A 23,935-nucleotide genomic window follows, 5' to 3' on the forward strand; every position below is an offset into this window, starting at 1 on the left:
TTTGAATTTTCCCCCTTCCCGTCGCGGGAAGGGGGTTAGGGGGTTAGGTTTTTCGTAGGTTTCTTCCACATAACGTGAAAAGTCAGATGAGGGAAGGCGTTGGGGGTTAGCTCTGAGATAAAGTCGCACACGGCGTAATGTCTGTATGTGCAGGAACTTTTTGGACAGATAAAATTTATTATGATGATTTTTAGCTTCCTAGCGTGTTACGGATTGAAGTGCGGAATATACGGTGAAATATTTTGGTGCAAAAGTGCCACTAAAAATAGATAATTTGCACGATTGATGGTTTCTACACAACTGAAATCTTCACAAACAATCCTTAACTGAATAGTATTGCTTTATACGGCAGCTTTTGGAACCAAGATGGATTGCTGTCGTCAATTAAATTACTACTGTATAACAATATTGCTCTCAAACAAATCTGGAGCATTAATTAAGATGAAGACGCTTAGGCTACTTGCAATTGTTCCCACAGCTTTGGCGATGAGTTTGGTTTTCACTGAGGCTAATTTGGCACAGACACCAGAGATCAAAATTAATCGGAATTTCCAACCAGATCCATTGATTTTGAAGGGAAAGTCTGGGGGAACTGTCAAAAGTAATTGTGGCAATATTACCACTGAACCTAGTCAAGTTATCCAGGTTACAGAGTCACTACCTTATTTGCGATTAACAGTAGAGAGTGAAGGGAAGCCAACGCTATTGATCGACGGGCCTGGGGGTCGCTTTTGTGTACTAGCAGATAGTTACTCTGGAGGTAAGTCAGAACAGTCTGGTTACTGGCAAGCAGGAAAATACTCGCTGCATGTGGGCGAACTATCCCAACGAGAGTATAGCTACACCCTCTCAATCTCGCAAAAAAATAAATAGTCATTAGTCATTAGTCATTAGTCATTTGTCTTTTGCTAATAACTAATGACCAATAACCGAATTTTAGATTTTAAATTTTGGATTTTGGATTGAAGATTCAAAACCGTTCGACTGAGGCTCACGGCGAAGCCTAAAATTTAAAAAGGGTTACGAGCAAACAAATTTATACTTGCTGCGCGAGAAGCAAGCTACGTGAAACAAATCTAAAATCTAAAATTAAATGACAGAGATAGTGACTTGATTGCTCTTTTCAATCTAAAATCTAAAATCTAAAATCCAAAATTGTGTGATTAATCTTCCAGTGATTGGGCTGGAACTTCGACAGCAGTGATATCAATTGTGCCTTCTGGTGTGAAGCGCTGAAAATGACTGTTTTGTACTAACAGTGACTCCCCACAGTTAGGACACTGCAACTGACTGTTATTTAAACCTGTAAATTCATATCCACAGACGGGACACTGATCGGCAATCAAGTTGCGTTGCAGCCACCAACGAAAGCCAAAAAAAGCCACAATGGGTGCCAACAACAGCAACCCGAAAATAATTAGCAACGAATTAACCAACCAACCAAAGCCCAGTGATGCCAGTAACCAAATGACTGCCAGCAGGGTGAGCCAAGGGCGGAGATTTAAAAGATTCAATTGAAATGACTTAAAGCTCATTTTTTAAATGTCGTCCTGCTCTCCTTCTAGGATAGCGATTTTAGTCATTGGTCATTTGTCATTTGTCATTTGTCATTTGTCATTTGGACTTGATTACTGAGGATAGAAGTATTTTTTGCAAGTGCTGTTGGAAGGCATCTATGCCAAACAGTGCGATCGCTTGTTCTCGCAGCCACTCTCCATCACAGCGCTGGTCATCCCCTTGAAGCATTTCTATACAAGCGGCTGCTACAGCATCAAAACTGCGATGTGGTACCCGCCATCCCAGTTTACCATCCTGCAAGGGATCAGCTGACCCATCATCGTCACCGGATAATACCGGCACTCCACAAGCCATTGCTTCCAGATAAACAATGCCAAAGCCTTCTTGCGAAGGCATAATATAGGCATCAGCAAGGCGGTAATGTTCGATTAATTCTTCTGTGGCAACGAAACCAGCAAAGACGACGCGATCGCTCACACCTAAATTTTTTGCTAGCTGCGCTAATCGTGGTTGGTCATCACCGCGACCAATTACCAAATATTTCACTTCTGGGAAAACCTGAGCGATTTGTGATAATGCCCGAATCGTGATATCTACACCCTTGTAAATATCCCCTGACCATAACCGCGCTACGGTCATTAACACCTTAGCACCAGTTAAGCCATACTTGTGGACTAATTCTGGCTGCTTGCAACCAGGAGTAAATTTATCCCCATCAATTGCACAGGGCATCATCTGTACCATTTTCGGGTTTAGACCATTCGCAACACAAACGCGATCGCGGCTGTAGCGACTAATTGCCCAAATTCCAGATGCTGATGTCAGGGCGCGACGTTCTTGATTTTTGAGCGGTTCCCAGACTTCTTTACCGTAAGTTAGCACGGTGTAAGGAATCCTCAAGGGCTGGCAAAGAGTTTGGATTAATACTGCTAAGTTAATATGACCGCAGAAAACTTGCTGCGGACGGCTTTGCAACAGACACTTAAGTAAAGCTGCTGCCATTTGCAGTCTTCCTATTTGGGGAGACTGATTTTTAAAGTAATTAAATTTTAAGTTCTCGTCTTCAAACGGATTTGAGCTATCAGGACTATCTCGCAGCAAAAAGACTTCTGCCTTGTAGGGTTGGCTCAATCCCACATAGGCGCGAAAAATATCTTTTATATATGATTGAATACCACCTTCGTGGGCAAAAATTTCTAAAAACACGAAGACATGGTTAGTTTTTTTGTTAACTTTATTACCTAACTTCAGCTTTTCTGTCACTGTAGTAATGTGTATATTAGATTATTTATACTCGCACTCAGGGAGCGATGTCTACGAGGGGCGTAGCTGCGGCACTGTTTTGTAACCGTTCTAAATCTGTTTTTACCATTTCTTCTAGAAGTTCCTCAAAGCTCACTTGGGGTTCCCATCCGAGGTTTCTTTTAGCTTTATTGGGGTTAGCTACTACTTGAAAATGCTCATCTTCTCGCAATAAGCTGGTATTTAGGACTACATACTGCGTCCAATCCAACAAACTCAAAGGCTAGGGAGCTAGTATAACTCGAATGTTATCTTTACTGTATTCATTAATTCTTTTTATACAAAAAAATTCTGAAAATCTTTTTTGGGCTTTACAAAAAAATCATAATGAATAAGCATTTTCACGTAAAAAACATATTATTCCAATCAAAACAATATTGAAAAAAGAGTATACTCTTGTCAATCAAATAACATATTTGATCAGAGACTCCTTACGCTCGTCCTTCTGTTTTAAAGTGAGTGGCTCAACTTTGGGCAAAATAACCGTATCCCTACGGGGAAGCTACGCATAGCGGCGACCATCGGAGAAGTTTTGTTTTTCGTACTCCTAAGTATAAACAAGCTATGCCCAGTCTTTTGTAGAGAAGACAAGCCCTCGCACGCGGCTGGTACTCGTTCCCTACGCTTTGGCTGCGCTCAAAACCGTAAAATTGGCATCAGAAGTATTCTTACCTTCCTTTACCCTTGACTGTTTCACTTTTATTTTTGTGTTTCTACAGAGTATTTGACGATGAGCAGGCAATTTCTACCATCCGCACCACGTTCGTATACAACACGGTCAGCCAACCGCCGCAGGAGAAACCATCCATACCCGCCTACTTGTAGAGTACCTGGGGCTGGTTCTGCGATCGCATCAGGATTGAAAGGTTTTCCATAATCCCAAATTCTAATCTCTAGTCGGTCAATCCAGAGATAAACATTAATCTCAATGATTGTTTCTGGGGGTAAAGCATGATGAGCATGACGAACAGCGTTGGTAAAGCCTTCTGCTAATGCTAAATTGAGGCGATCAAGTTGGGTTTTTGACCAGCCAAGTTGAGACAAATGTTGTAGACAAAATTGCTCGAACCATTCTTGCACCTGATTTAGGAGACTGAGTTCGCTCTTAACCCTCAGATGATCTTGCTGCACTATGCTAAGAATTAACTGTGACTTGAATATAAATAAACCCAAGTTACTAGTTATTAAATTTTGCACTATTCGCAAAATTTCTCTGACATATAAAAATCTAAGTTGACATATTCTGTGTACCAAAATACAAAACATGAACCATTTTGGCATTTCGAGGGTTGTAACTAGCAACTTACTTTAAGTAAGTGAAAAATGTTTGTATTTGTTGACTTTTAGTGATTTGAGATTTTGGAATAGCTTTTCAATCCAAAACTTCAAGAAGAATTCAGAATTCAGAATTCAGAATGTAATCAATGAATGGGGGATTGGGACCCATACTTCGACCCAACTCTTAGAGACGCTACGCGTAGCTTGCTTCCCCGTAGGGGTACGACGCAAGCTCAGTTACCACTACTGTCTTATTAACCACTAAAGAAAGCATATTTAGTGGTAACTTAAATCCGTTTATTCAGACGCAACGCTCGAATACTCGCTACTGCTGCGCTATCCGCTTTTTCGTTCAGAATTCAATTCTCAATTCTGACTCCTGAATTCTGACTCCTGACTCCTGAATTCTGACTCCTGAATTCTGACTCCTGAATCCTGACTCCTGAATCCTGACTCCTGAATTCTGACTCCTGACTCCTGAATTCTTTCCTGTTAAAATTGACGCCTGTTGATTTTTTTCAAAAGCACATCTGCATCTGCTCTTGAAACTCACAGGCGTCAAAGCACTTTTTGGTGACTAATTTAGAATAGTCCCAAGGTCAAAGATTTATCCAATGGCAAGGCAGCACCAATACCCAGCCACAGTGTGACAAGGGTACCAAAAAGGAATACTGTGGTTGCAACTGGACGGCGGAAAGGGTTTTGAAATTTATTGACGTTCTCAATAAAAGGAATGAGAATCAGCCCGACTGGTACTGAACCCATTGCTAACACTCCTAAAAGTTTGTTAGGAAGCGATCGCAAAATCTGGAAGACTGGATATAAGTACCATTCTGGCAAAATTTCCAATGGTGTGGCAAAAGGATTTGCTGGTTCACCGTTCATCGCGGGATCTAACACAGCTAGAGCCACAATCGCCGCGAAGGAACCCATGATCACGATTGGAAATACGTAAAGTAGGTCATTAGGCCAAGCGGGTTCACCATAGTAATTGTGACCCATGCCTTTAGCGAGTTTGGCTCTTAACTGAGGATCGCTCAGGTCAGGTTTTTTTTGTGTTGACATTTTGAAATGTGCTCTCCTGCTTAAGTTAAATTAAAGCATTTGTGAAAGCTATCAGCTACTAGGCAACCCTAGCAAAAGCGGCAAATAGCGTTTGTCTATTTACAGTCAGCTGCCTGGAGGGTCTTTACAGCTTTCGGCTTCAGATATAAAGTGTTTGTTTTTTGGAACTTATGTACAATTAATTTCTTGTGTTTCATAAGTTTAAAACAAACAACTTCATCTGAAAACTGACAAATGTTACCTTTCGCTAATAGTTAAGATTACAAAGGACCGGAAATGCCTTGTTTGCGGATCATCAAGAAGTGAAACAGCATGAAGACTGCAATCAACCAAGGCAGCACAAAGGTGTGGGCGCTGTAGTATCGAGTTAGTGTTGCTTGACCAACACTTGAACCGCCGCGCAGTAAGTCGGAGATGAGAACGCCAACCACGGGAATTGCTTCTGGTACGCCGCTAACGATTTTCACAGCCCAGTAGCCAATTTGATCCCAAGGTAGGGAGTAGCCAGTGACTCCAAAGGAAACGGTAATCACAGCCAGGATGACACCACTTATCCAGGTCAATTCGCGGGGCTTTTTGAAACCACCAGTCAGGTAAACCCGGAAGGTGTGCAAAATCATCATCAATACCATCATGCTGGCAGACCAGCGATGGATGGAGCGAATTAGCCAACCGAAGCTGACTTCAGTCATGATGTACTGCACTGAGGAGAAAGCTTCAGCTACTGTTGGTCTGTAGTAGAACGTCATGGCAAATCCAGTGGCAAACTGGATGAGAAAGCAAACTAGGGTAATTCCACCCAAGCAGTAAAATATATTGACGTGGGGAGGGACGTACTTGCTAGTGACATCTTCAGCGATCGCCTCAATTTCTAGGCGTTCCTCAAACCAGTCGTAAACGTTGGCCATACAATCTCAAGTTCCTAAAAGTCGGTTGCGGTTGATAAATCCCGAAGTTCTGAATCAGCAAAAGCCCTTTCGGGTTCACAGTCGCCTGCGGAGGGAAACCCTCCTGCAACGCTGTCTCACTGTCGCTCAGACTTCTCTCCCAATTAGCAATTTTGGGATTTTAGTAAAGGGGAGTTTTTTTGCTTGTCAGCTTTTGGCGTGCTCAGAGACTTCAGAAACTTTACACTCTGTAAAGATGGAATATATTGCGATCTCTTTACGCCCCTACACAGAAAATGGTGGACACAAAGTAGATTTTATCCTTTGGTGAGTGGATACGATGCATCAGTTGACTGAACAACTTGATGAGAAAAATGCACCACTTCTATAAAAAAAGTAACATAATCGAGAGATAGATTTCATCAACAACAGGGGAAGTGGGCATTTCTAGGCAATTTGGGTTGAGGTGGAATTGATAATGGGGTTCATGAATAAACAAGTCTTTCGGGTTGGATTTTCATTGTTAATGGCGTTTTGGTTGGCGTTGGGTACGCTGACTCAGCCGGCGGTGGCTTTGACCACGGAACAAAAGCTGGTTTCGGAAGTTTGGCGAATTGTTAATCGCACTTATCTAGATGAGACGTTTAATCATCAAAACTGGGCGGCTGTCCGGCAAAAGGCTCTGGAGAAGCCGCTCACGGACTCAAATGCTAGTTATACGGCAATTGGGAAGATGCTCAAGAGCCTCGATGATCCTTTTACCCGCTTTTTAGATCCAGAACAGTACCGCAGCTTACAGGTCAATACTTCTGGGGAACTGACTGGGGTTGGATTGCAAATTGCCTTGAATCCTGAGACTGGGAAGTTGCAAGTAGTGGCTCCCATCGCCGGTTCACCAGCAGATAAAGCGGGGATTAGACCACGCGATCGCATTCTCAAAATTGAGGGCGTTTCGACGGAAAATCTCACCCTTGATGAAGCTGCGACTAGGATGCGCGGACCGATTGGTAGCCTTGTGACTCTGGTGATCGAACGAGACGGAGAGACAGAAACGGAAATTAGATTGACACGCGATCGCATTGCTCTTAACCCTGTGGTCTCCGAATTACGTGTTTCCACTGAGGGTACACCTATTGGCTACCTTCGCCTGACTCAATTCAATGCCAACGCTTCAACGGAATTGGCACACGCTATTTCTAGTCTAGAAAAAAAAGGCGCTGCTGCCTACATTCTGGATTTACGCAATAATCCTGGGGGGCTATTGCAATCAGGAATTGAAATCGCCCGTCTGTGGTTAGACTCCGGCACTGTCGTCTACACTGTTAACCGACAAGGCATTCAGGGTAGTTTTGAAGCCATCGGGCCAGCCCTGACGAACGATCCTCTGGTGATTTTGGTGAATCAAGGAACAGCCAGTGCCAGTGAGATTCTCGCCGGCGCACTCCAAGATAACGGTCGCGCCCAGTTGGTAGGCGAAACTACCTTTGGAAAGGGTCTAATTCAATCCTTATTTGAATTATCAGATGGTTCGGGCTTGGCAGTCACAATTGCTAAGTATGAAACTCCTCAACATCGGGATATCAACAAACTAGGTATTAAGCCAGATAAAGTGGTTTCCCAAGATCCAATTAACCGCGAACAGATTGGCACCGAAGCGGATCTGCAATATCAAGCAGCAGTGCAACTTTTGGTTAAAAACTCGGTGATGGCGGGAAAGGCGTAAAGAGACGCGATTAATCGCGTCTGTACAGGAGTTTGGAGCTTGGAGAGACGCGATTAATCGCGTCTGTACAGGAGTTAGGAGTTCGCCTTGTTCCCAGTCAGAGACTGGGAATCACCGAAATTGTTATCCGATAGCTCCTGAACTTGCTTTTTGTCAGTAACTATGAGATATTTTGTCTGAGATTGAAAATACTGTATTCCTATCGAATTACTGAAAATTCTTGCTAAGTAGCAGGGTGTATAAACTTATTGACATGAATTTAAGTTTTTTCAGAAAGCATCCACTGTTGTTTGTCATCATAATTTTCTTTGGGCTTTTTTTCAGTAGTACAGTAGTTGCTGCCAACTTAAAATTATATTTCGCTGCTCAGAAGTCTGGGTCAGTACAATCAGCAAATCCTGAAGCTATTGCGATCGCAGATCAACAAGTACCTGTAGATAAATTACTAAAATTGATCCAGCAACGATTGCTAATTGCACATGATGTAGCCCGGTGGAAATGGAATCACAAACGTCCTATTGAGGATCGAAAGCGGGAACAAGAGTTACTATTAAAGGTTAGGCAACAAGCGACAACCCATAGTCTAGAACCCGATACAGTTGCAGCATTTTTTCAAGGACAAATAGAAGCAGGAAAACTCATCCAAACAGTTGATTTTCAAAACTGGCAAAAGCAAGGCATTAAATCTTTTCCTAAGGTGCCAGACTTAAACCAGACATTGCGACCATCGTTAGATAAATTAAACACAGAATTTATCTTTGCTTTAAAAGAACTGACTCCTGTTCTAGGTTGTCCGCAGATACGCCAATTAATTCAGTCACGTTCTCAGGTAATTATTCAGGGAGATGGTATTGATCAGCGAGTGCAGAGCCTAGCAATTTCACCCCTGCTGCAATTTCAAAGCGCTTCTTGCAAAGTAGGTAACTTCCGTTGATCGGGTTAGCGATACTTAATGCCAATTATGTATGAAGATGTGGTAAATTATCCATAAGTGTGATTTTATCGCTTATGCCATTAGAGGATGTTTGAAAAGTATGGGGCGAATAGAATTCGCTACTACACAAAACTTAGTCCACCTCCGTGGACTAATACAAAATCAAGCGTTTTTAACCCACGTTCGCCCTTGGCGTTCCGCAGGAAAGGTGGGTTTTGTCTGTGTAGCCGCGACTTCTAGTCGCCCGGCTAGTGATAAATTAGACTTTTCAAACATCCTCTTATCCATCCGATTGGACTGCCTAGGTTAACTGCTGCACAAAGGCTTGATGTTCGATAGAATTCAGCCCTGCCTGCAATACGGTTAATACTTGTTGCATATCACCCGACAGCAAGGCAGATTGATCTAACCACAATCCTGGAAAGACTCGACTTTGAATCACACCTGCGGCATCGGGGTGCAAATTTATATACTCTCCTGCTTCTAGGTGGAACCAATCGATGCGCTGCTCAAACACCTGCCACACGAGGTATTCTTGTATTCCATTCCGCCGATAAGCACGCTTTTTGTCACCCAAATCAACCGTGGCACTACTGGCGGCAATTTCGGCAACCAGTTCTGGCGCTCCTTCCACATAACCATCTTGGCTGAGGTGCGATCGCCCACCCGCCTGAGCATCAATTAATAATATCGCGTCGGGTTGGGGTTCATTGTCCAAGTCAAGGCGAACGGTTGAGTTATCACCAACACGCACTCCTGGGGTCATAGCCTGATACACTCCTAGCCAAGTTATGACTCTAGCATGAGGTTCAGCATGGGGTTCAAAACGCAGTGGTGAAGCCATGTAGACAGTTCCTTCAATCAATTCGGCTTTTTTCAGCTTTGGCATGGCGCTGTAGCGCCGCTCAAATTCAAAGCGGGTTAAGCGATCGCCGTTTTCCAATGGGGGAACTGTCAAACGCCAAAGTGAGGAACGAGGCATAATTAGGGCAGTGACAAATTATTTTTATCCTACAATATGTGATTTTATCGCTTATGCCGTTATCCATCCGATTGGACTGTCTGGGCTAACTGCTGCACAAAGGTTTGATGTTCGATAGAATTCACTCCTGCCTGTAATACGCTTAATACCTGTTGCATATTACCCGACACCAAGGCGGATTGATCTAACCACAATCCTGGAAAGACTCGACTTTGAATCACACCTGCCGCATCAGGATGCAGACTTATATACTCTCCTGCTTCTAGGTGGAACCAATCAATGCGCTGCTCAAACACCTGCCACACGAGGTACTCCTGTATTCCATTCCGCCGATAAGCACGCTTTTTGTCACCCAAATCAACCGTGGCACTACTGGCGGCAATTTCGGCAACCAGTTCTGGCGCTCCTTCCACATAACCATCTTGGCTGAGGTGCGATCGCCCACCCGCCTGAGCATCAATTAATAATATCGCGTCGGGTTGGGGTTCATTGTCCAAGTCAAGGCGAACGGTTGAGTTATCACCAACACGCACTCCTGGGGTCATAGCCTGATACACTCCTAGCCAAGTTATGACTCTAGCATGAGGTTCAGCATGGGGTTCAAAACGCAGTGGTGAAGCCATGTAGACAGTTCCTTCAATCAATTCGGCTTTTTTCAGCTTTGGCATGGCGCTGTAGCGCCGCTCAAATTCAAAGCGGGTTAAGCGATCGCCGTTTTCCAATGGGGGAACTGTCAAACGCCAAAGCGAGGAACGAGGCATAAATTAGGGCAGTAACAAATTATTTTTATCCTACAATAATTGACTGACAAAAGTACGACCATATCTCGCCTTCAAACTCTATCCCTTTATGGGTAGAGTATTCACCAATTCTGACTCCTGACTCCTGACTCCTGAATTCTGACTCCTGAATTCTGAATTCTGACTCCTGACTCCTGTTTTCTCGCTTATGCCGACAACGGTAGCTGAATCACAAATTCAGTTCCTTCGCCAAGTTGAGAATTCACGTTAATCGCCCCGCCATGTTTTTCTACAATAATTTGACGAGCGATCGCAAGTCCTAATCCTGTACCGTTACCGACAGCTTTCGTCGTAAATAAATGGTCAAATATCTTTTGTTTTACCTCTTCAGTCATCCCCTTACCATTGTCAGCAATGGTAATTTTTACACTGCCATTTTCTAGTGATGTTTGAATTGTTATGCGGTTAGGATTAAGCTTAATTTCTTCAAAACTCCGATTTGCATTTGATTCATCCAATGCATCAATAGCATTTGCTAAGATATTCATAAATACTTGATTTAATTGTCCAGGAAAACACTCAACTTGAGGAAAAGTACTGTACTCAGTTATCACTTCAATAGCTGGACGTTGTTCATTGGCCTTGAGACGATGTTTCAAAATTAAAATTGTGCTATCAATGCCTTGGTGAATATTAAACGGCACTTTATAATCTTTGTCGGCACGGGAGAAAGTTCGTAAACTGGTGCTGATATTTTTCAGACGATCGCACGCCATCGTCATGGAATCAATCATCTTGGGCAAGTCTTCTAAGCTATAATCTAGGTCGATTTCTTCAGCATGGTTTTTGATCTCATCACTGGCATTGGGCAGGCTTGATTGATAGAGTTTTAAGTGTTCGATAATATCACCAAAAGTAGGTTTAGCTTGTTTGAGACTGGCAGCAATAAAACCGAGAGGATTATTCATTTCGTGAGCTACACCAGCAACTAAGTTGCCCAGTGCAGACATTTTTTCACTTTGCACCATTTGTAATTGGGTGTTTTGCAGATCAGTTAGCGCGTGTTCTAAGTCAAGTGATTTTTGCTGCAAGGCAAGTTCAGCTTTTTTGCGATCGCTAATATCTCGCATCACAACTACTGCACCGACTTTGTTACCCAAAGGATCGAAGATTGCTTGTCCGCTTGCTAACAAAATTCTCCTAGAACCATGCTTCGGCGCAATTACCATTTCGGCATTTTCGACTATTTCCCCTTGCAAGGCGCGAAACAGAGGGATTTCTGTGATTGACAGAGGTGTTTGACCATCAGGTTGATAGAGTGAGAAGTGTTCTGCCCATTGTTCTGCTGGTAATGATTCCACTGGTAAGCCATGAAACTCACGAGTTGCGTTATTGAATAAGGTCAACTTGCCACTAAGGTCACAAACAACAATCCCATCGGTAATATTGTGAATGATCGCATTCAAAAACTCTCGTTCTTTGGCTAGAGATGCTTCGGCTTCTTTGCGTAAGCGAAGCTCGTTGTAGACATTGCTAATATCAATCATCACCCCATCCCATAAGATTGCGCCATCGGCTTGTCGCTCTGGCCGAGCAAGAGATTGAATCCATTTGACGGTTCCTGAAGGCAGGATAATCCGACATTCTACGTCAAATGGTGTCAGAGTTTGGGCAGAGTAAGCGATCGCTTGGACAATAGCTGGTTGATCGTCAGGATGATTCATGTCGTAAAGACTATGGGTTCCTGCTATCACCGACTCTGGCTCTAAACCATACAAGTCGAAACAGCCAGAGCTAACGTAGGGTGTTGAAGTTGAACCGTCGGCCGCGATCTGGAATTGGTACACCATACCAGGAATATTATTCGCCAAATTTTGGAAGCGAACTTCACCAGCCTGCAATTTTGCTAGAGATTGTTCCAACTGTTGAGCATAGTTCTGGGAATTTCGATAAAGTCGAGCATTTTCTAAAGAGATTGCAGCTTGAGTGCAAAGTAAGTTGAGCAGTTCGACGCGATCGCGTGTAAAGGCTCCGGTTGCCACATTATTTTCCAGATACAATATACCAAGCAACTTACCCTGATGCAAAATCGGGCTGCACAAGATACTCTTGGGCTGCTGTTGGTGAATATACGGGTCATTGATTAATTGCGGATGCACCGTGGCATCAATAATTACTGCTGGTTTTAAGATGCGTTTGACGGTATTAATTAAGCTAACTGGCACATCAACAGAGTCTTCAATGGGTTGCGGGTTGAGCAACATTGGGTAAAAATTGACGTGGGCAATTCCCTTGTTCTCTCCAGATGTAACACCAAGGGAAAGCTCTGCTAAAGCCTGAACTAGCAACCGACCTGACTCCAAAAGCATGAACACACATTTATCGGCTCCGGCATTTTCAATGACGATATGCAGAAATACCGAGAGCAGTTTTTCGAGTTCGATTTCGCCAGAAAGGGTTTGGGAAGCTTTGAGAATGGTAGCTAAATCTAAAGCAACAGAGACGCTGCTACTGCTGGAACTGGTGGAACTGGTAGAGGTGACACTCTCCAATCTGAAAATAGTTTCGTGAGTTGAGAGGGGAGAACGGGTTTGCTCTAAGATGTGGGCGAGGAGTTGGGGATAGCGTCGTTCTAAATCGGCGACTTTAGCTTTAGCGCCCCAACGAGCATAGCCGTAGTAGGCTTGGGTCATGTATTCTTGGGCAATCCGCTCTTTGCCCCAGTTGAGGTAAAATTTAGCTGCTAGTTCATTGGCAAGTGCTTCTTCTTGGATATAAGCGTTTTCTTTGGCTCCAATGATGGCGCGATCGTACAAGTCCATAGCCTCAGCTTTATTTCCTTGCACTCGCTGCTGTTCCGCCTCCACTAGATGAAACTTGTGCAAGAAATTCATCGGCGCATGGTCTGCCCACTTCTTCATTTTTTGCTGGTTGTTTGTGACTCTACTCAAAAGAGATTCTTGTTGTGAATCTGGCAGCGATGGGTAGACTGCTAAGTGCGCCAAAGAATCATAGAAAGACAATACTGGTACTACCAGAAGACCTTGCACTCCATCTGAATACTGTTCAGCTTGCAGCGCACTTTCCTGTGCTTGTGCATAGTCTCCAAACAGGTAGCAAAGAATCAATTTATTAAAATAAAAGTGATGAAACCCAGTTATATCATTAGTATCCTTCAGCCGTGGTAAAGTTGTTTCCTCGTTATAGACTTCACCCTGTAAGATGCCTGAATGTTCTGAGGGGTTCAGCAAGTTCAAGACTGATTGTTGAAAGATTTCATGAAAAAAGCTTAAAGCATTTTCTTGCTTGAGTCGAGCTAGGACATCACTAATGGTTGCTATTTCTTGTGCAACTATTGTCAGTTCCTGTCCCATCAGATATGTGTGCTGGTATTTATGTATGGCAGCATAGCCAGCAAATTCAAAATTGCCGCCTTCCAGTCCGCTTTGGTAGGCATCCCAAAGAATTGGCAACGTTTCTCTGACATGAACTTTGGCATAAGCTATAGAAACTCCCATCACAACAAATACAGATGCTTTGATGTCTGGATCATTAAACTTTTCTGTTAGGTTTAAGGCTAATCTCCCAAATTCATAAGCCGATTCAATATTCTGAAACACTGCATTTAACAGTAAACCGTAAGAAACGTAACCATAACTTGAGAAAGGTGAATTGCCATAGTTGATTGATAAGTTCACCAATTCACATATCACCAATGGATATAGTATCGGTGCAGCTTGATAGATAGCAGGGGTAATACTGACTAACATCCTGGCAGCAGATAGATGCTTGATATCTGTCATCAATGGTAAGTTAATCAATTCTTGGATATTCTTCCCCTCCAGATTGCTGGCGATTTGAGTTAGTGCTTGCTGAATGTCTGAGGGTTCGGGTGATTCTGGTATGCTTACCCCCACAAGTTTCAAGGCTTCTAACCCAATTTTGACTGCTTCTAGCTTTTTGACTTGCGCCATATTAGCTTGGATTTTGACAGCATAGATTTTCACTTTGTCAACAGAAGTTTTTGCCTGTTGCAGGACAATATCTACCCATTGCTCCATCTGCTGAAAATTGCCGTTGAGATACGCGGTTTCTGCTGCTAGTTCATACAGTCCAAGGGTGAGGTTGTAGTGGGTTTGCCAGCAAGACTGCCCCTGACTCAGGTTCAGCAAGGCGATGCCTGTGGTGGAATATTCCAATGCAGCTGGATAAGCTGTTGCGGCTTTAGCTTTTTGTCCAGCGTTCAAATTGAGTTGAGCCAGTTCTATTTGCTGGGATGGTTCAATAATCAGGGATTTCCCGATATTGAGTTGATTGACAATCTCAAATAGGTTTTCATTGTGTTCTGTGACTGGCGTATTGTTCAGCAGCAGTTGCCCAATTTTCAGGTGAGTTGCCTGTTTTTGCTCCTCTGGGATGAGGGAATATGCCGCTTGTTGGACGCGATCGTGCAAGAATTTGTAAATTGTCATTTGTCCTTTGTCATTTGTCCTTTGCAAATGACCAATGACCCCTTCAGGGTTCGCCAGTCGCTCATGGGGGAAACCCCCAAGATCGCGCTGGCTCACCAATGACGAATCCTGATAAAACTTGTAAACCTCATTGAGAGGAATGATAAATCCTTCTTGCAATGCTTTCCACAAGTCCGAAGCGGTTTCTGTCTGGGATTTTTCATAAACGATCGCTAGCGTCGCCAAATCAAAGTGATTGCCAATACAAGCTGCCAGTTTCAAAACATCTTGAGTGATGTCGGACAATTTCTGAAGCTGTTGGGCCATAAATTCCACCACATCATCGGTGAGAGCCAGCGATCGCACTTGCGCTACATCACACTGCCAAAAACCTGCTTCCCAATCAAAGGTAATCAGCCCATCTTCATGCAGTGCTTTCAAAAACTGAGTCGTGAAAAAGGGATTGCCTTTGGCTTTTTGATAAACTAATTCTGTTAACGGCAATGCGATTTCAGTCGCACAACTGAGGGAGTCGGCGATTAAATGGTTCACATCTGCTTGACTCAAGGAACCTAGAGTCAGAGTGTTGAGAGGTGAGGATGCTTTTTCAATTTCATCTAGCGTTAACATCAGTGGATGAGCCGCAAACACCTCATTATCGCGGTATGCGCCAATAATGAACAGATAACCGCGATTGCTTGCCATCAACAGCTTCAGCAAATTGAGCGATACCGAATCTGCCCATTGCAAGTCATCGAGAAACATCACTAAGGGATGCTCTCTTGTGGTGAAGACTTGAATGAAATTTTGGAACAGCAGATGGAAACGGTTCTCGGCTGCACTGCCCGATAATTCAGCGATCGCAGGCTGTTTACCGATTATCTGTTCCAATTCAGGAATCACCTCGATCAAGACTTGCCCGTTCTCTCCAACTGCGGCTAAAATCTGACTCTGCCATTGCTCCAGTTGGGTATCACTTTCACTGAACAACTGTGCCATCAAATCACGAAAAGCTTGCACAAAAGCAGATAGAGGAATGTTGCGGTTGAACTGGTCGTATTTCCCTTTGATAAAGTAGCCGTTCCACCGGACGATCGGCTTATGCACTTCATTGACGACGGCGGTTTTGCCAATGCCAGAGAAACCTGCCACCAGCATCAGTTCACAGCCACCATTGGCAACATGACCAAATGCCTCCAATAACGTCTGTACTTCCGATTCGCGTCCGTAGAGTTTTTCGGGGATGAGAAAGCGATCGCTGATATCGCGCTCTCCCAATTCAAACCAAGTATGCTTGCCTGTTTCTCGCCACTGTTCTAGGCAGGTAACAAGGTCATGTTTAAGTCCCATAGCACTCTGATAGCGGTCTTCGGCATTCTTTGCCATCAGTTTGCGGACAATCTCGCCCAGCATCAAAGGCAAATTGGGATTTAAATCGCAGAGGAAGGGTGGAAGCTTGGCAATGTGGCAATGCACCAACTCCATCGGGTCATGGGACTCAAAGGGCAATTCTGTGCTCAATAGTTCAAAGAAAGTCACACCTAATGAATAGAAGTCGCTGCGGTAGTCAACGCCCCGGTTCATCCGTCCGGTTTGCTCTGGGGAAAGATACGCTAGCGTTCCCTCCAGTCCTTTGATGCTCTGGATCTCTTGGGTTTCTCGTGGTAAAAGCGAGGCAATGCTGAAGTCAATCAGCTTAATTTGTTTCGTGTCGGGGTGAATCAGGATGTTGGCTGGCTTAATGTCTTTGTGAATGACCCGCTGTTGATGTAACAGGTGTAGCGTGTCTAGCAGTTGCAGAGCAATTCCTTGGAATTGCTCTAAAGTCAATGGTCGTCCTTGGGTAAATTCCCGCAAAGAAATGCCGCCAAAGTCTTCCATCACTAGAGCATAGCCGTTGCGATGGGCTTCTAAGCTGTAGGGCTTGATGATCTGGGGAATATCTAGGTTTTTAGCGATCGCATATTGGTTGCGAAACTGTATTAATTCACTGAAAGTAGGGTATTCTCGTTTTAAGAGCTTGATCACAACTGGAAGGCGTTGGCGAAGCCCACCGAAGGTATCGCCTTCTTGAAGTGCCCGATATACTTGAGTGCGAGAACCTGAATAAAGTTGCTCAATAATTTGGTAGCCAGCGATCGTTACAGTTCCATCAACTTTTGCGCTCATAAACTTTTCCGAGAATTCCTGTGTACTAAAGTTAGAATTCCCAGGACAATATCTTAGTTAACAAACTTTACAAAACTTGTATTAGCAGGAAGCAGAAAAGCACTTTAAATAGATGTGGCGATCGCTTTTTGATGACTTATACCATTTTACACAAAGCCTGATACATATAGATTTCTCATAGGGGCACAGCAATGCTGTGCCCCTACCAACGTATTTGTATCATTATTAAAGTAAAACGGTATTACCGAGTCTTTGAACTGGATTCATCCACCTTTAAACTCCGTTAACGAGTCTTTGAACTGGATTCATCCACCTCTGAACTCCGTTGTCTCGTTCCCAGTCTCCGACTGGGAATGCATTCCGAGAGGCTCCGCCTCAAGACTTGCGGCGGAGCCACAATGAGGTGCATTTCCAGCCTCTTGCTGGAAACGAGGTTTTAAAAGCCGATGCAATGGCATTGTCCGTCAAGAGACTTGTGTATACACTGTAGACTTCTAAAGTAGCGGCTGTATCCGCAGCAAAGCTGGTAAATCCAGAGAGGTGAGGTGTTGATAAGCTTGATCTATCACACGCTTGCCTCTGAGAAAGCCAGTATTAGCTCCAGGACAAATGTAGCGGAGAGTTTCTGGTGTAAAACGTTCTAACAAGAAGCGAAGACTGTTAATTTGCCTAGGCCAGTGAAAGGTTTTCGCTGTCCGTAATGGTACTGGTTGACCCTGCTGGTTAGGAACTAAATGGCGACCAGAAAACAATATGCCTCCAAATTCGCTGTAGTAGAGGCAAGATGAGCCGGGAGAATGCCCTGGTGTCCAAATCACTTGTGTAGCGGCATCGAGAGTAAATTCCTGCCTAAAGGTAGTTACGGTTAAACCTGGTAATAAATAAGCTTCTTGCTCTTGAATCAGCACCTCGCAGCCAAAGATTTGCTGAATTTCAGCAGTTTTGCCAATCGCGCCTCGATGGGTGAGAAATAACCAACGCACGCCGCCATGCGTTCCTAAGAAATCTTGATTTGTTTGGTCTAGAGCAGGGCAATCTATGAGGATATTGCCTTCATTTCTTACAATAAAATAAGAGGTTCCCCCTAATGTGTCCCGATTGGGTGGAAAGGCAAAAATGCTCTCTGGGGCGAAGTCCGATTGCAGAGAACCTCCGCTAGGAACTTCGTCAAGAAAGACAGCCCGTGGTGGCTTAGTTGTATGACTTGGCACTTGAGGTAAAGGGCACATGATCAAAAAACCGAAACTGAGAAATTGTGAACAATCTGATGACAGTGTGGAAATTCTGAAGAATTGAAACTTAAGCCTTAAACAGCACTGTTAACCGTTGGGAATAAAATTGGGGTTTCAGGTCTGCCTTGTAGTTAATGCTATGGTGCTGAAGCTACTGGTGGGGCGTTTTGTCCAAATTACTGAAGATAATATGGCATTTTGGTTTCTGTTTATCATCCTACTGGGGCTAGCTACTTATCTAATGGTGCAGCACAGCGTCGCTCACATCACCCGGACGCCAGTATGGTTGTTGTGGCTGGTTTTAATGACACCAGCATTTCTGTTGAGTGGATGGACGCTGATATATGGGGCGAAACAACCTCCACCGCCAGCGCTGATTCTCTGGTCGTTATTTGTCTGCACACTATTGTATTGGACGTTGTTTCAATGGGGGCGTCAAGCGCCAACAGATACACAGACCGAAGCCCAAGCTCAAGCCTCCGAATCACAGCCGACTATCCAACCTACCCCAGAACCAATAGTGCGTCCCATTGAGTTAACAGAAGAAACCCAACTACGAAATTGTTTTCCTTGGTCTGTATACTACGTTCAAAATATTGAGTATCGGCCACAAGCTGTGATTTGTCGTGGTCAGTTGCGAACTAAAGCCAGCAACGCCTACCAGCAGATTAAGACTAATATTGAAGCAGAATTTGGCGATCGCTTCGTACTAATCTTTCAAGAAGGTTTAAATGACAAACCTTTCTTTGTGCTAGTTCCCAACACTCAAGCTGCTAAAGAGAGAAATACACCACAACACGAGCAGCAACGGTTAACTCGACCAGGATTAGCACTTCTGCTCCTAGCAGCTACTTTGGTAACTACTACCTTGGTGGGAGTGCAAAATGCTGGTGTTTCTCTGCCGCCTATCTGGGAAATTGGCTCTTTGTTCAAAGTTCTATCTAACCCAGATGCCCTATTCAAAGGATTGCCCTATGCTTTAGGACTAATGACTATTTTGGGTATTCACGAACTTGGGCATTATTTGACAGCTAAATTTTACAATATTCGCTCGACGTTGCCTTACTTTATTCCCGTGCCTTTCTTCTTAGGAACTTTTGGCGCATTTATTCAGATGCGTAGTCCTATTCCTAACCGCAAAGCTTTATTTGATATTAGTATCGCTGGGCCACTTGCAGGTTTTGTTGTTACCTTGCCATTACTAATATGGGGCTTGGCTCATTCTGACGTAGTTTCCCTGAATGAAAAAAGCCGAGTTTTGAATCTTGATGCCCTAAATCCCAAGTATTCAATTTTACTGGCGCTACTCTCGAAGTTAGCTTTGGGAAGTCAGTTAACAGCAAAATCAGCCCTTGACTTACACCCACTTGCAGTCGCTGGTTTTCTGGGATTAGTTGTCACGGCGTTAAATTTAATGCCTGTGGGACAACTTGATGGAGGTCACATTGTCCATGCGATGTTTGGACAACGAATTGCAATGGTAATTGGTCAAATTGCTCGCGTGTTGTTGCTATTACTTTCTTTAGTTCGGGAAGAATTTTTGGTGTGGGCGATTATCTTATTATTTATGCCGTTGGTTGATGAACCAGCGCTGAATGATGTGACGGAATTGGATAATGGACGTGACATTTGGGGATTACTGGCGATCGCTTTACTGATTATAATTGTTCTGCCATTACCGCAGGCGATCGCTAACTTTTTGCAAATTTAAAAAGTATCAACGCCAGAGAGAAATATAGGAATCATATTTGATTTCTGAAAAAATGTTGCAAAAAAATTGCTTTGTTGGGTGCAAGCTTTGCGTAACCCAACATCCTGATAATCAGTTGGGTTACGCTCCGCTCCACCCAACCTACGTCTACGTCTAATGCACTATTTTAGTCTAGAGGGTCCACTACGTGCATTTCACTAATCTTATACTAGATATCTAAATTTTTTCCCAACTATGCAATTAACCACAGTTTGGTATTTTGTGATTTGAATTTGTTCCCCAGTAAAATAATCTGGTAGGGTGCGTTATGGACATTAGTCCTAACGCACTGGCTCCCCTACAAAACTAACTAGATACTGAATTAGCCGCCTCGGAAACCTTCGCGGCTGGTGGAAAACCACCCATGCGAATCTCAGAAGTGAAGGAAGTGATACTAAGTCCACCAAAACTTTTGAGGACATTTACCCGCATTCGCAAATTAGGGCTAGCAAACCACAGACGCTCCTCAGAACTCATGGTTTCATCCTCTGTAGTGAGAGTCAAAGCATCATCACTATCAATTTTATAGCGTCCGGCAACTGGAGTTTTATCGGCATCAACTATTTCTCGTAGTAACTTGCCTTGAGCCGGATTATCTGCATCAGGCACCAAAACTAACACAGTTGAACCACTGTGTTTTGCTTGATCCTTTTCCATTGTGCCGTTCCAAGTAATTTTGGTAGCACAAGAGGCAGAACTAAGATTAATTTTGTACTGTTGACAGAGTTTAATCACTTCTGGATCATCTACTGCCAGTGTCTCAATGATAATGTCTGACTTGCTATTTTCAGATTGGTTAAAAGCCAAATGTTGACTAGTACGATGAGAAAACCATTTACCAGCACTTAACTGAAAAAACTCTTCAATATTCATGAATAAAATTACCCTGCATCAAAATGCTAAAATTCCCACTTAATTATGATAAAACAGGAGTCAGAATTCAGAATTCAGAATTCAGAATTCTCTACCCATAAAGGGATAGAGTTTTAATTAGGAAGAACATTTTAATTTTTTTCGCCCACCAGGGGGGAGGTTTTGACCAATATTCATCACCCACTCGTACAGAATTCATACTGAATTCTGACTCCTGAGTTCTGAATTCTTCTGATTAAAATGTCGTCGGAAACTTTAATATTAAGCTTGATTGGCTATTTCCTCAAGCTTCTTCAGTCCAATCCTGGCTGCCTCAGCAACGTTGAAATGATTGTCTTTTTCCAAATATTTCAAAGCTGAGACACTCTTGGGAGTAGGAAGATTTCCCAAAGCTTCTGCCAAACGCTGCCTTACTAACCAATCATCTGATTGAGCGAAGCGCAGGATCTGATCGACAGATTCAATGTCTTGAATTTCTCCCAGTGCAGAGATTGCAGCTTGTTGCAACACTACTTCTTCGCTATCTAATGCCCGAAGCAGAATTTGACGCGCACGCGGATCTTTAATGTTACCTAGAGAAACGGCGGCACTAAAGCGTACTAGCCAATCAGTATCTTCATAAAACGCCCGTGAAAGCACCTCAAAGGCTCTAGCATCACCCAAATATCCTAAAGCACCGGCAGCATCAGCGCGTATACCATAATCGGGGTCATTTTCGAGAATTCTGACCAAAATTGCATAACATTCTGGCGTCGGCTTGATTCCAAGAGCAAATATTGCCATCGATCGCAGTTGCAAAGATTCGTCATCTAGTACCTTTTTAATCAAAGGGACTGCATCCTCAGCAGCAACATGACGCAGATTCGCCAAGGCTACCATGCGATCGCGTAAATTCGGACTTTCTAACTGAGTAGAAATTTCTTCTAAGCTTAGAGTTGCCATTTGGTTCAAAGCGTTTTCTTTACTTATCTTAATTTACCCGATCCGTTCATCAGGCTGTCACCATAGTGAAGTAGGAGTTTGGCTACTTGACAAAGTGCCTCGACTATGATTTAAAAATAAACAAATGTTACTTCCGGCGAGATTCTGTATTGAATTTAGCAGTCAGATTTAACACGACGCTGTGCGTAGCTTGCTTACAGCAGAAATCATGTATTTGAACCACATCTGTCGTAGGGGCACAGAAAAAGCTCATTGGTGTCAACTTAACGTGAAAGCCAGTCTATAAGCAGCTTTTAAGATTGTCTCGTTCCCAGTCTCCGACTGGGAATGCCCGTCATTGAGGCTCCGCCTCTGTTCCTGGCGGCAGAGCCACCAGGAACTGCATTTCCAGCAAGAGGCTGGAAACGAGATTTGAAAAGGGTTTTGGCTTAAGTTGACACGCATGAGCTTTTTCTGTGCCCCTACCGCATGGTCTATTTAGCTGAAAATAGCTGTAAGAGTAGGATTACGCTAACCCACCTTCAAAGCAATCTTAAGAATATATTCTGCTATTTTTTAAACCGGACTATTTGTATAAGTCTGATTAAAACTATATATTTAAACTAGGTTTGAGAACGGAGAGGGAGGGATTCGAACCCTCGTTAAGTTGCCCTAAACACACTTTCCAGGCGTGCGCCTTCAACCACTCGGCCACCTCTCCAGGTGCCACAAGTTACCATGATACTATAGAATCGCAGAAAATGCAAAGATAAAGAAAGATATTTTAGATTGAATCTGAAAGTCCCAATCCCAAAAAGCAAATCCAGATGTCCCGTACATACACAATTAGAGTTAGCGATCGCGCCACTGGCAAAACATACACTCTAGAAGTTCCAGAAGACCGCTACATCCTGCACTCTGGCGAAAAACAAGGGGTGGAACTGCCGTTTTCCTGCCGCAACGGGGCCTGCACCACTTGTGCTGTGAGAGTGTTGTCAGGAGAAATTTACCAACCAGAGGCGATCGGATTGTCGCCAGATTTACGTCGGCAAGGTTATGCCTTGTTGTGTGTGAGTTACCCCCGTTCTGACTTGGAGGTGGAGACACAAGACGAAGATGAAGTCTACGAACTCCAGTTTGGACGATATTTTGCTAGGGGGAGAGTTAAAGCGGGTTTACCCTTAGATGAGGATTGAATTCAGAATGCAGAATCCAGAATTCAGAATGCAGAATCCAGAATTCAGAATGCAGAATCCAGAATTCAGAATGCAGAATCCAGAATTCAGAATTCAGAATTCAGAATTCAGAATCAATACTTCGGCAGAGCTACGTAACCATCAGTCGGGGATTTGGACCCGCCACTACGAAAGTTGACCACACTTCGGCGCTGCTCTGTTACCACCAAATCTACGATTTGGTGGGGGTCTAAAAAGAGTCTATTCATCCGCTTTTTCGGTCAAAATTCATTCTGAATTCTGACGACTGGCGCTTTTATTCTGTTTTGATAAACTATTCAAAATCACCGAATTTCCGATGCCTGTACATTTTGGTAACTGGGTGCGAAAAATAGCTATTTTGGCTTGCTTATTGCTCTTGGTGAGTTGCCAAGGTAAAAACCAGCTGCCAAACAATGAAGCTCAGGTGAAAGTAGCGCGGGTAGTTAGTGGGCAAAGTTTGGAAGTGTTAGGCATGGCGGAACAACCAAATTTGATTTCCCAAGTGCGGTTAGTGGGTCTTGATGCACCAGATTTGCGGCAGCGGCCTTGGGGGGAAGCAGCAAAAGAACAGTTAGAGAATCTAATTGGTGGTGCAGAACAATCGGTAACGCTAGAGTTTGATTTAGAAGCAAAAGACAAAATCGGCCGAACTCTAGCTTATGTGTGGAAAAATAAGGTGTTGTTGAATGAAGAATTGGTGAAACAAGGGAATGCAATGTTTGTTGGGCGATCGCCTAACCACAAATATGACCAGCGTTTAGAACGTGCCCAACAATGGGCTAGACTCATGGGGCAAGGAATCTGGAATGCAGAAAAACCCATGCGCCTCACTCCCGGCGAGTTTCGCCGCCAAAATCTTTGAGGAGTGGGGAATGGGGAGTGGGGAATAGGGA

18 protein-coding genes and 1 tRNA gene are annotated in these 23,935 nt (G+C 43.7%); 6 read left to right on the forward strand and 13 right to left on the reverse strand.

Going from position 1 to position 23,935, the window contains the following annotated elements:
• The first annotated feature begins 441 nt into the window (after nucleotides 1-441).
• Nucleotides 442-873 (forward strand): hypothetical protein, encoded by a 432-nt coding sequence (locus V7K27_RS02805; protein ID WP_334944082.1) that lies wholly within the window; start codon nucleotides 442-444, stop codon nucleotides 871-873.
• Between the two features lie 290 nt (nucleotides 874-1,163).
• Here the strand turns inward: V7K27_RS02805 and V7K27_RS02810 are convergent, their stop codons facing one another.
• From V7K27_RS02810 to petB, 6 genes are all read right to left on the reverse strand, one after another.
• Nucleotides 1,164-1,535 carry a hypothetical protein gene (locus tag V7K27_RS02810; protein ID WP_334944083.1) on the reverse strand — a complete coding sequence of 124 codons (372 nt, stop codon included), beginning with the start codon at nucleotides 1,533-1,535 and terminating at the stop codon, nucleotides 1,164-1,166.
• Nucleotides 1,536-1,614: 79 nt separating this feature from the next.
• A complete protein-coding gene (locus V7K27_RS02815) occupies nucleotides 1,615-2,796 on the reverse strand; it encodes a glycosyltransferase family 4 protein (RefSeq protein ID WP_334944161.1) in 1,182 nt (393 codons plus the stop codon).
• Nucleotides 2,797-2,818: 22 nt separating this feature from the next.
• Entirely contained in the window at nucleotides 2,819-3,031 is a 213-nt protein-coding gene (locus tag V7K27_RS02820) for a GDP-mannose 4,6-dehydratase (protein WP_442947583.1), read from the reverse strand.
• A 488-nt stretch (nucleotides 3,032-3,519) separates the two neighbouring features.
• On the reverse strand, nucleotides 3,520-3,963 hold the full coding sequence (locus V7K27_RS02825) for an ATP-binding protein (protein WP_334944163.1): 444 nt from the start codon (nucleotides 3,961-3,963) through the stop codon (nucleotides 3,520-3,522).
• 717 nt (nucleotides 3,964-4,680) lie between these two features.
• Entirely contained in the window at nucleotides 4,681-5,163 is a 483-nt protein-coding gene (petD, locus tag V7K27_RS02830) for a cytochrome b6-f complex subunit IV (protein WP_292771259.1), read from the reverse strand.
• Between the two features lie 260 nt (nucleotides 5,164-5,423).
• On the reverse strand, nucleotides 5,424-6,071 hold the full coding sequence (gene petB, locus V7K27_RS02835; RefSeq protein ID WP_334944085.1) for a cytochrome b6: 648 nt from the start codon (nucleotides 6,069-6,071) through the stop codon (nucleotides 5,424-5,426).
• 457 nt (nucleotides 6,072-6,528) lie between these two features.
• Between petB and ctpA the strand changes: the two genes are divergently transcribed.
• Both ctpA and aroQ read left to right on the forward strand, forming a co-directional pair.
• A complete protein-coding gene (ctpA, locus tag V7K27_RS02840) occupies nucleotides 6,529-7,773 on the forward strand; it encodes a carboxyl-terminal processing protease CtpA (protein ID WP_334944087.1) in 1,245 nt (414 codons plus the stop codon).
• Between the two features lie 286 nt (nucleotides 7,774-8,059).
• Entirely contained in the window at nucleotides 8,060-8,707 is a 648-nt protein-coding gene (aroQ, locus tag V7K27_RS02845; protein WP_334944089.1) for a gamma subclass chorismate mutase AroQ, read from the forward strand.
• Nucleotides 8,708-9,008: 301 nt separating this feature from the next.
• Here the strand turns inward: aroQ and V7K27_RS02850 are convergent, their stop codons facing one another.
• From V7K27_RS02850 to V7K27_RS02865, 4 genes are all read right to left on the reverse strand, one after another.
• Complete coding sequence (locus V7K27_RS02850) at nucleotides 9,009-9,689, reverse strand: Uma2 family endonuclease (RefSeq protein ID WP_334944091.1); 681 nt, start codon at nucleotides 9,687-9,689, stop codon at nucleotides 9,009-9,011.
• Between the two features lie 59 nt (nucleotides 9,690-9,748).
• Complete coding sequence (locus V7K27_RS02855; protein ID WP_334944093.1) at nucleotides 9,749-10,450, reverse strand: Uma2 family endonuclease; 702 nt, start codon at nucleotides 10,448-10,450, stop codon at nucleotides 9,749-9,751.
• A 185-nt stretch (nucleotides 10,451-10,635) separates the two neighbouring features.
• Nucleotides 10,636-17,049, reverse strand: coding sequence for an ATP-binding sensor histidine kinase (locus V7K27_RS02860; RefSeq protein WP_334944095.1), 6,414 nt, complete (start codon nucleotides 17,047-17,049; stop codon nucleotides 10,636-10,638).
• 494 nt (nucleotides 17,050-17,543) lie between these two features.
• Nucleotides 17,544-18,278: an MBL fold metallo-hydrolase gene (locus V7K27_RS02865; protein ID WP_334944097.1), complete on the reverse strand. Its 735-nt coding sequence runs from the start codon at nucleotides 18,276-18,278 to the stop codon at nucleotides 17,544-17,546.
• Nucleotides 18,279-18,471: 193 nt separating this feature from the next.
• On the opposite strand from V7K27_RS02865, the gene V7K27_RS02870 reads away from it, so the two are divergent.
• The gene (locus tag V7K27_RS02870) at nucleotides 18,472-19,992 is read left to right on the forward strand and encodes a site-2 protease family protein (protein ID WP_334944165.1); all 1,521 of its coding nucleotides are present in this window, start codon (nucleotides 18,472-18,474) and stop codon (nucleotides 19,990-19,992) included.
• A gap of 345 nt (nucleotides 19,993-20,337) precedes the next feature.
• On the opposite strand, the gene V7K27_RS02875 is transcribed toward V7K27_RS02870, so the two are convergent.
• The 3 genes from V7K27_RS02875 to V7K27_RS02885 all read right to left on the reverse strand — a co-directional run bounded on the left by V7K27_RS02875 (nucleotide 20,338) and on the right by V7K27_RS02885 (nucleotide 22,546).
• Entirely contained in the window at nucleotides 20,338-20,904 is a 567-nt protein-coding gene (locus tag V7K27_RS02875; RefSeq protein ID WP_334944099.1) for a phycobiliprotein lyase, read from the reverse strand.
• A 261-nt stretch (nucleotides 20,905-21,165) separates the two neighbouring features.
• The gene (locus V7K27_RS02880) at nucleotides 21,166-21,846 is read right to left on the reverse strand and encodes a HEAT repeat domain-containing protein (RefSeq protein ID WP_334944101.1); all 681 of its coding nucleotides are present in this window, start codon (nucleotides 21,844-21,846) and stop codon (nucleotides 21,166-21,168) included.
• Nucleotides 21,847-22,461: 615 nt separating this feature from the next.
• Nucleotides 22,462-22,546, reverse strand: a tRNA-Ser gene (locus V7K27_RS02885).
• A gap of 106 nt (nucleotides 22,547-22,652) precedes the next feature.
• On the opposite strand from V7K27_RS02885, the gene V7K27_RS02890 reads away from it, so the two are divergent.
• Nucleotides 22,653-23,021 carry a 2Fe-2S iron-sulfur cluster-binding protein gene (locus V7K27_RS02890; protein ID WP_334944103.1) on the forward strand — a complete coding sequence of 123 codons (369 nt, stop codon included), beginning with the start codon at nucleotides 22,653-22,655 and terminating at the stop codon, nucleotides 23,019-23,021.
• A gap of 337 nt (nucleotides 23,022-23,358) precedes the next feature.
• Complete coding sequence (locus tag V7K27_RS02895) at nucleotides 23,359-23,904, forward strand: thermonuclease family protein (RefSeq protein ID WP_334944105.1); 546 nt, start codon at nucleotides 23,359-23,361, stop codon at nucleotides 23,902-23,904.
• The last annotated feature ends 31 nt before the right edge of the window (nucleotides 23,905-23,935 follow it).

Origin of the sequence: Nostoc sp. (assembly GCF_036919575.1) — a bacterium.
Lineage (GTDB): Bacteria > Cyanobacteriota > Cyanobacteriia > Cyanobacteriales > Nostocaceae > Nostoc.

Excerpts from the sequence above, each read along its gene's own strand:
- V7K27_RS02805 (WP_334944082.1), top strand. The coding sequence starts at position 442 with ATGAAGACGCTTAGGCTACTTGCAATTGTTCCCACAGCTTTGGCGATG.
- V7K27_RS02810 (WP_334944083.1), bottom strand. The coding sequence starts at position 1,535 with ATGAGCTTTAAGTCATTTCAATTGAATCTTTTAAATCTCCGCCCTTGG.
- petD (WP_292771259.1), bottom strand. The coding sequence starts at position 5,163 with ATGTCAACACAAAAAAAACCTGACCTGAGCGATCCTCAGTTAAGAGCC.
- petB (WP_334944085.1), bottom strand. The coding sequence starts at position 6,071 with ATGGCCAACGTTTACGACTGGTTTGAGGAACGCCTAGAAATTGAGGCG.
- ctpA (WP_334944087.1), top strand. The coding sequence starts at position 6,529 with ATGGGGTTCATGAATAAACAAGTCTTTCGGGTTGGATTTTCATTGTTA.
- V7K27_RS02850 (WP_334944091.1), bottom strand. The coding sequence starts at position 9,689 with ATGCCTCGTTCCTCACTTTGGCGTTTGACAGTTCCCCCATTGGAAAAC.
- V7K27_RS02855 (WP_334944093.1), bottom strand. The coding sequence starts at position 10,450 with ATGCCTCGTTCCTCGCTTTGGCGTTTGACAGTTCCCCCATTGGAAAAC.
- V7K27_RS02860 (WP_334944095.1), bottom strand. The coding sequence starts at position 17,049 with ATGAGCGCAAAAGTTGATGGAACTGTAACGATCGCTGGCTACCAAATT.
- V7K27_RS02865 (WP_334944097.1), bottom strand. The coding sequence starts at position 18,278 with ATGTGCCCTTTACCTCAAGTGCCAAGTCATACAACTAAGCCACCACGG.
- V7K27_RS02870 (WP_334944165.1), top strand. The coding sequence starts at position 18,472 with ATGGCATTTTGGTTTCTGTTTATCATCCTACTGGGGCTAGCTACTTAT.
- V7K27_RS02875 (WP_334944099.1), bottom strand. The coding sequence starts at position 20,904 with ATGAATATTGAAGAGTTTTTTCAGTTAAGTGCTGGTAAATGGTTTTCT.
- V7K27_RS02880 (WP_334944101.1), bottom strand. The coding sequence starts at position 21,846 with ATGGCAACTCTAAGCTTAGAAGAAATTTCTACTCAGTTAGAAAGTCCG.
- V7K27_RS02890 (WP_334944103.1), top strand. The coding sequence starts at position 22,653 with ATGTCCCGTACATACACAATTAGAGTTAGCGATCGCGCCACTGGCAAA.
- V7K27_RS02895 (WP_334944105.1), top strand. The coding sequence starts at position 23,359 with ATGCCTGTACATTTTGGTAACTGGGTGCGAAAAATAGCTATTTTGGCT.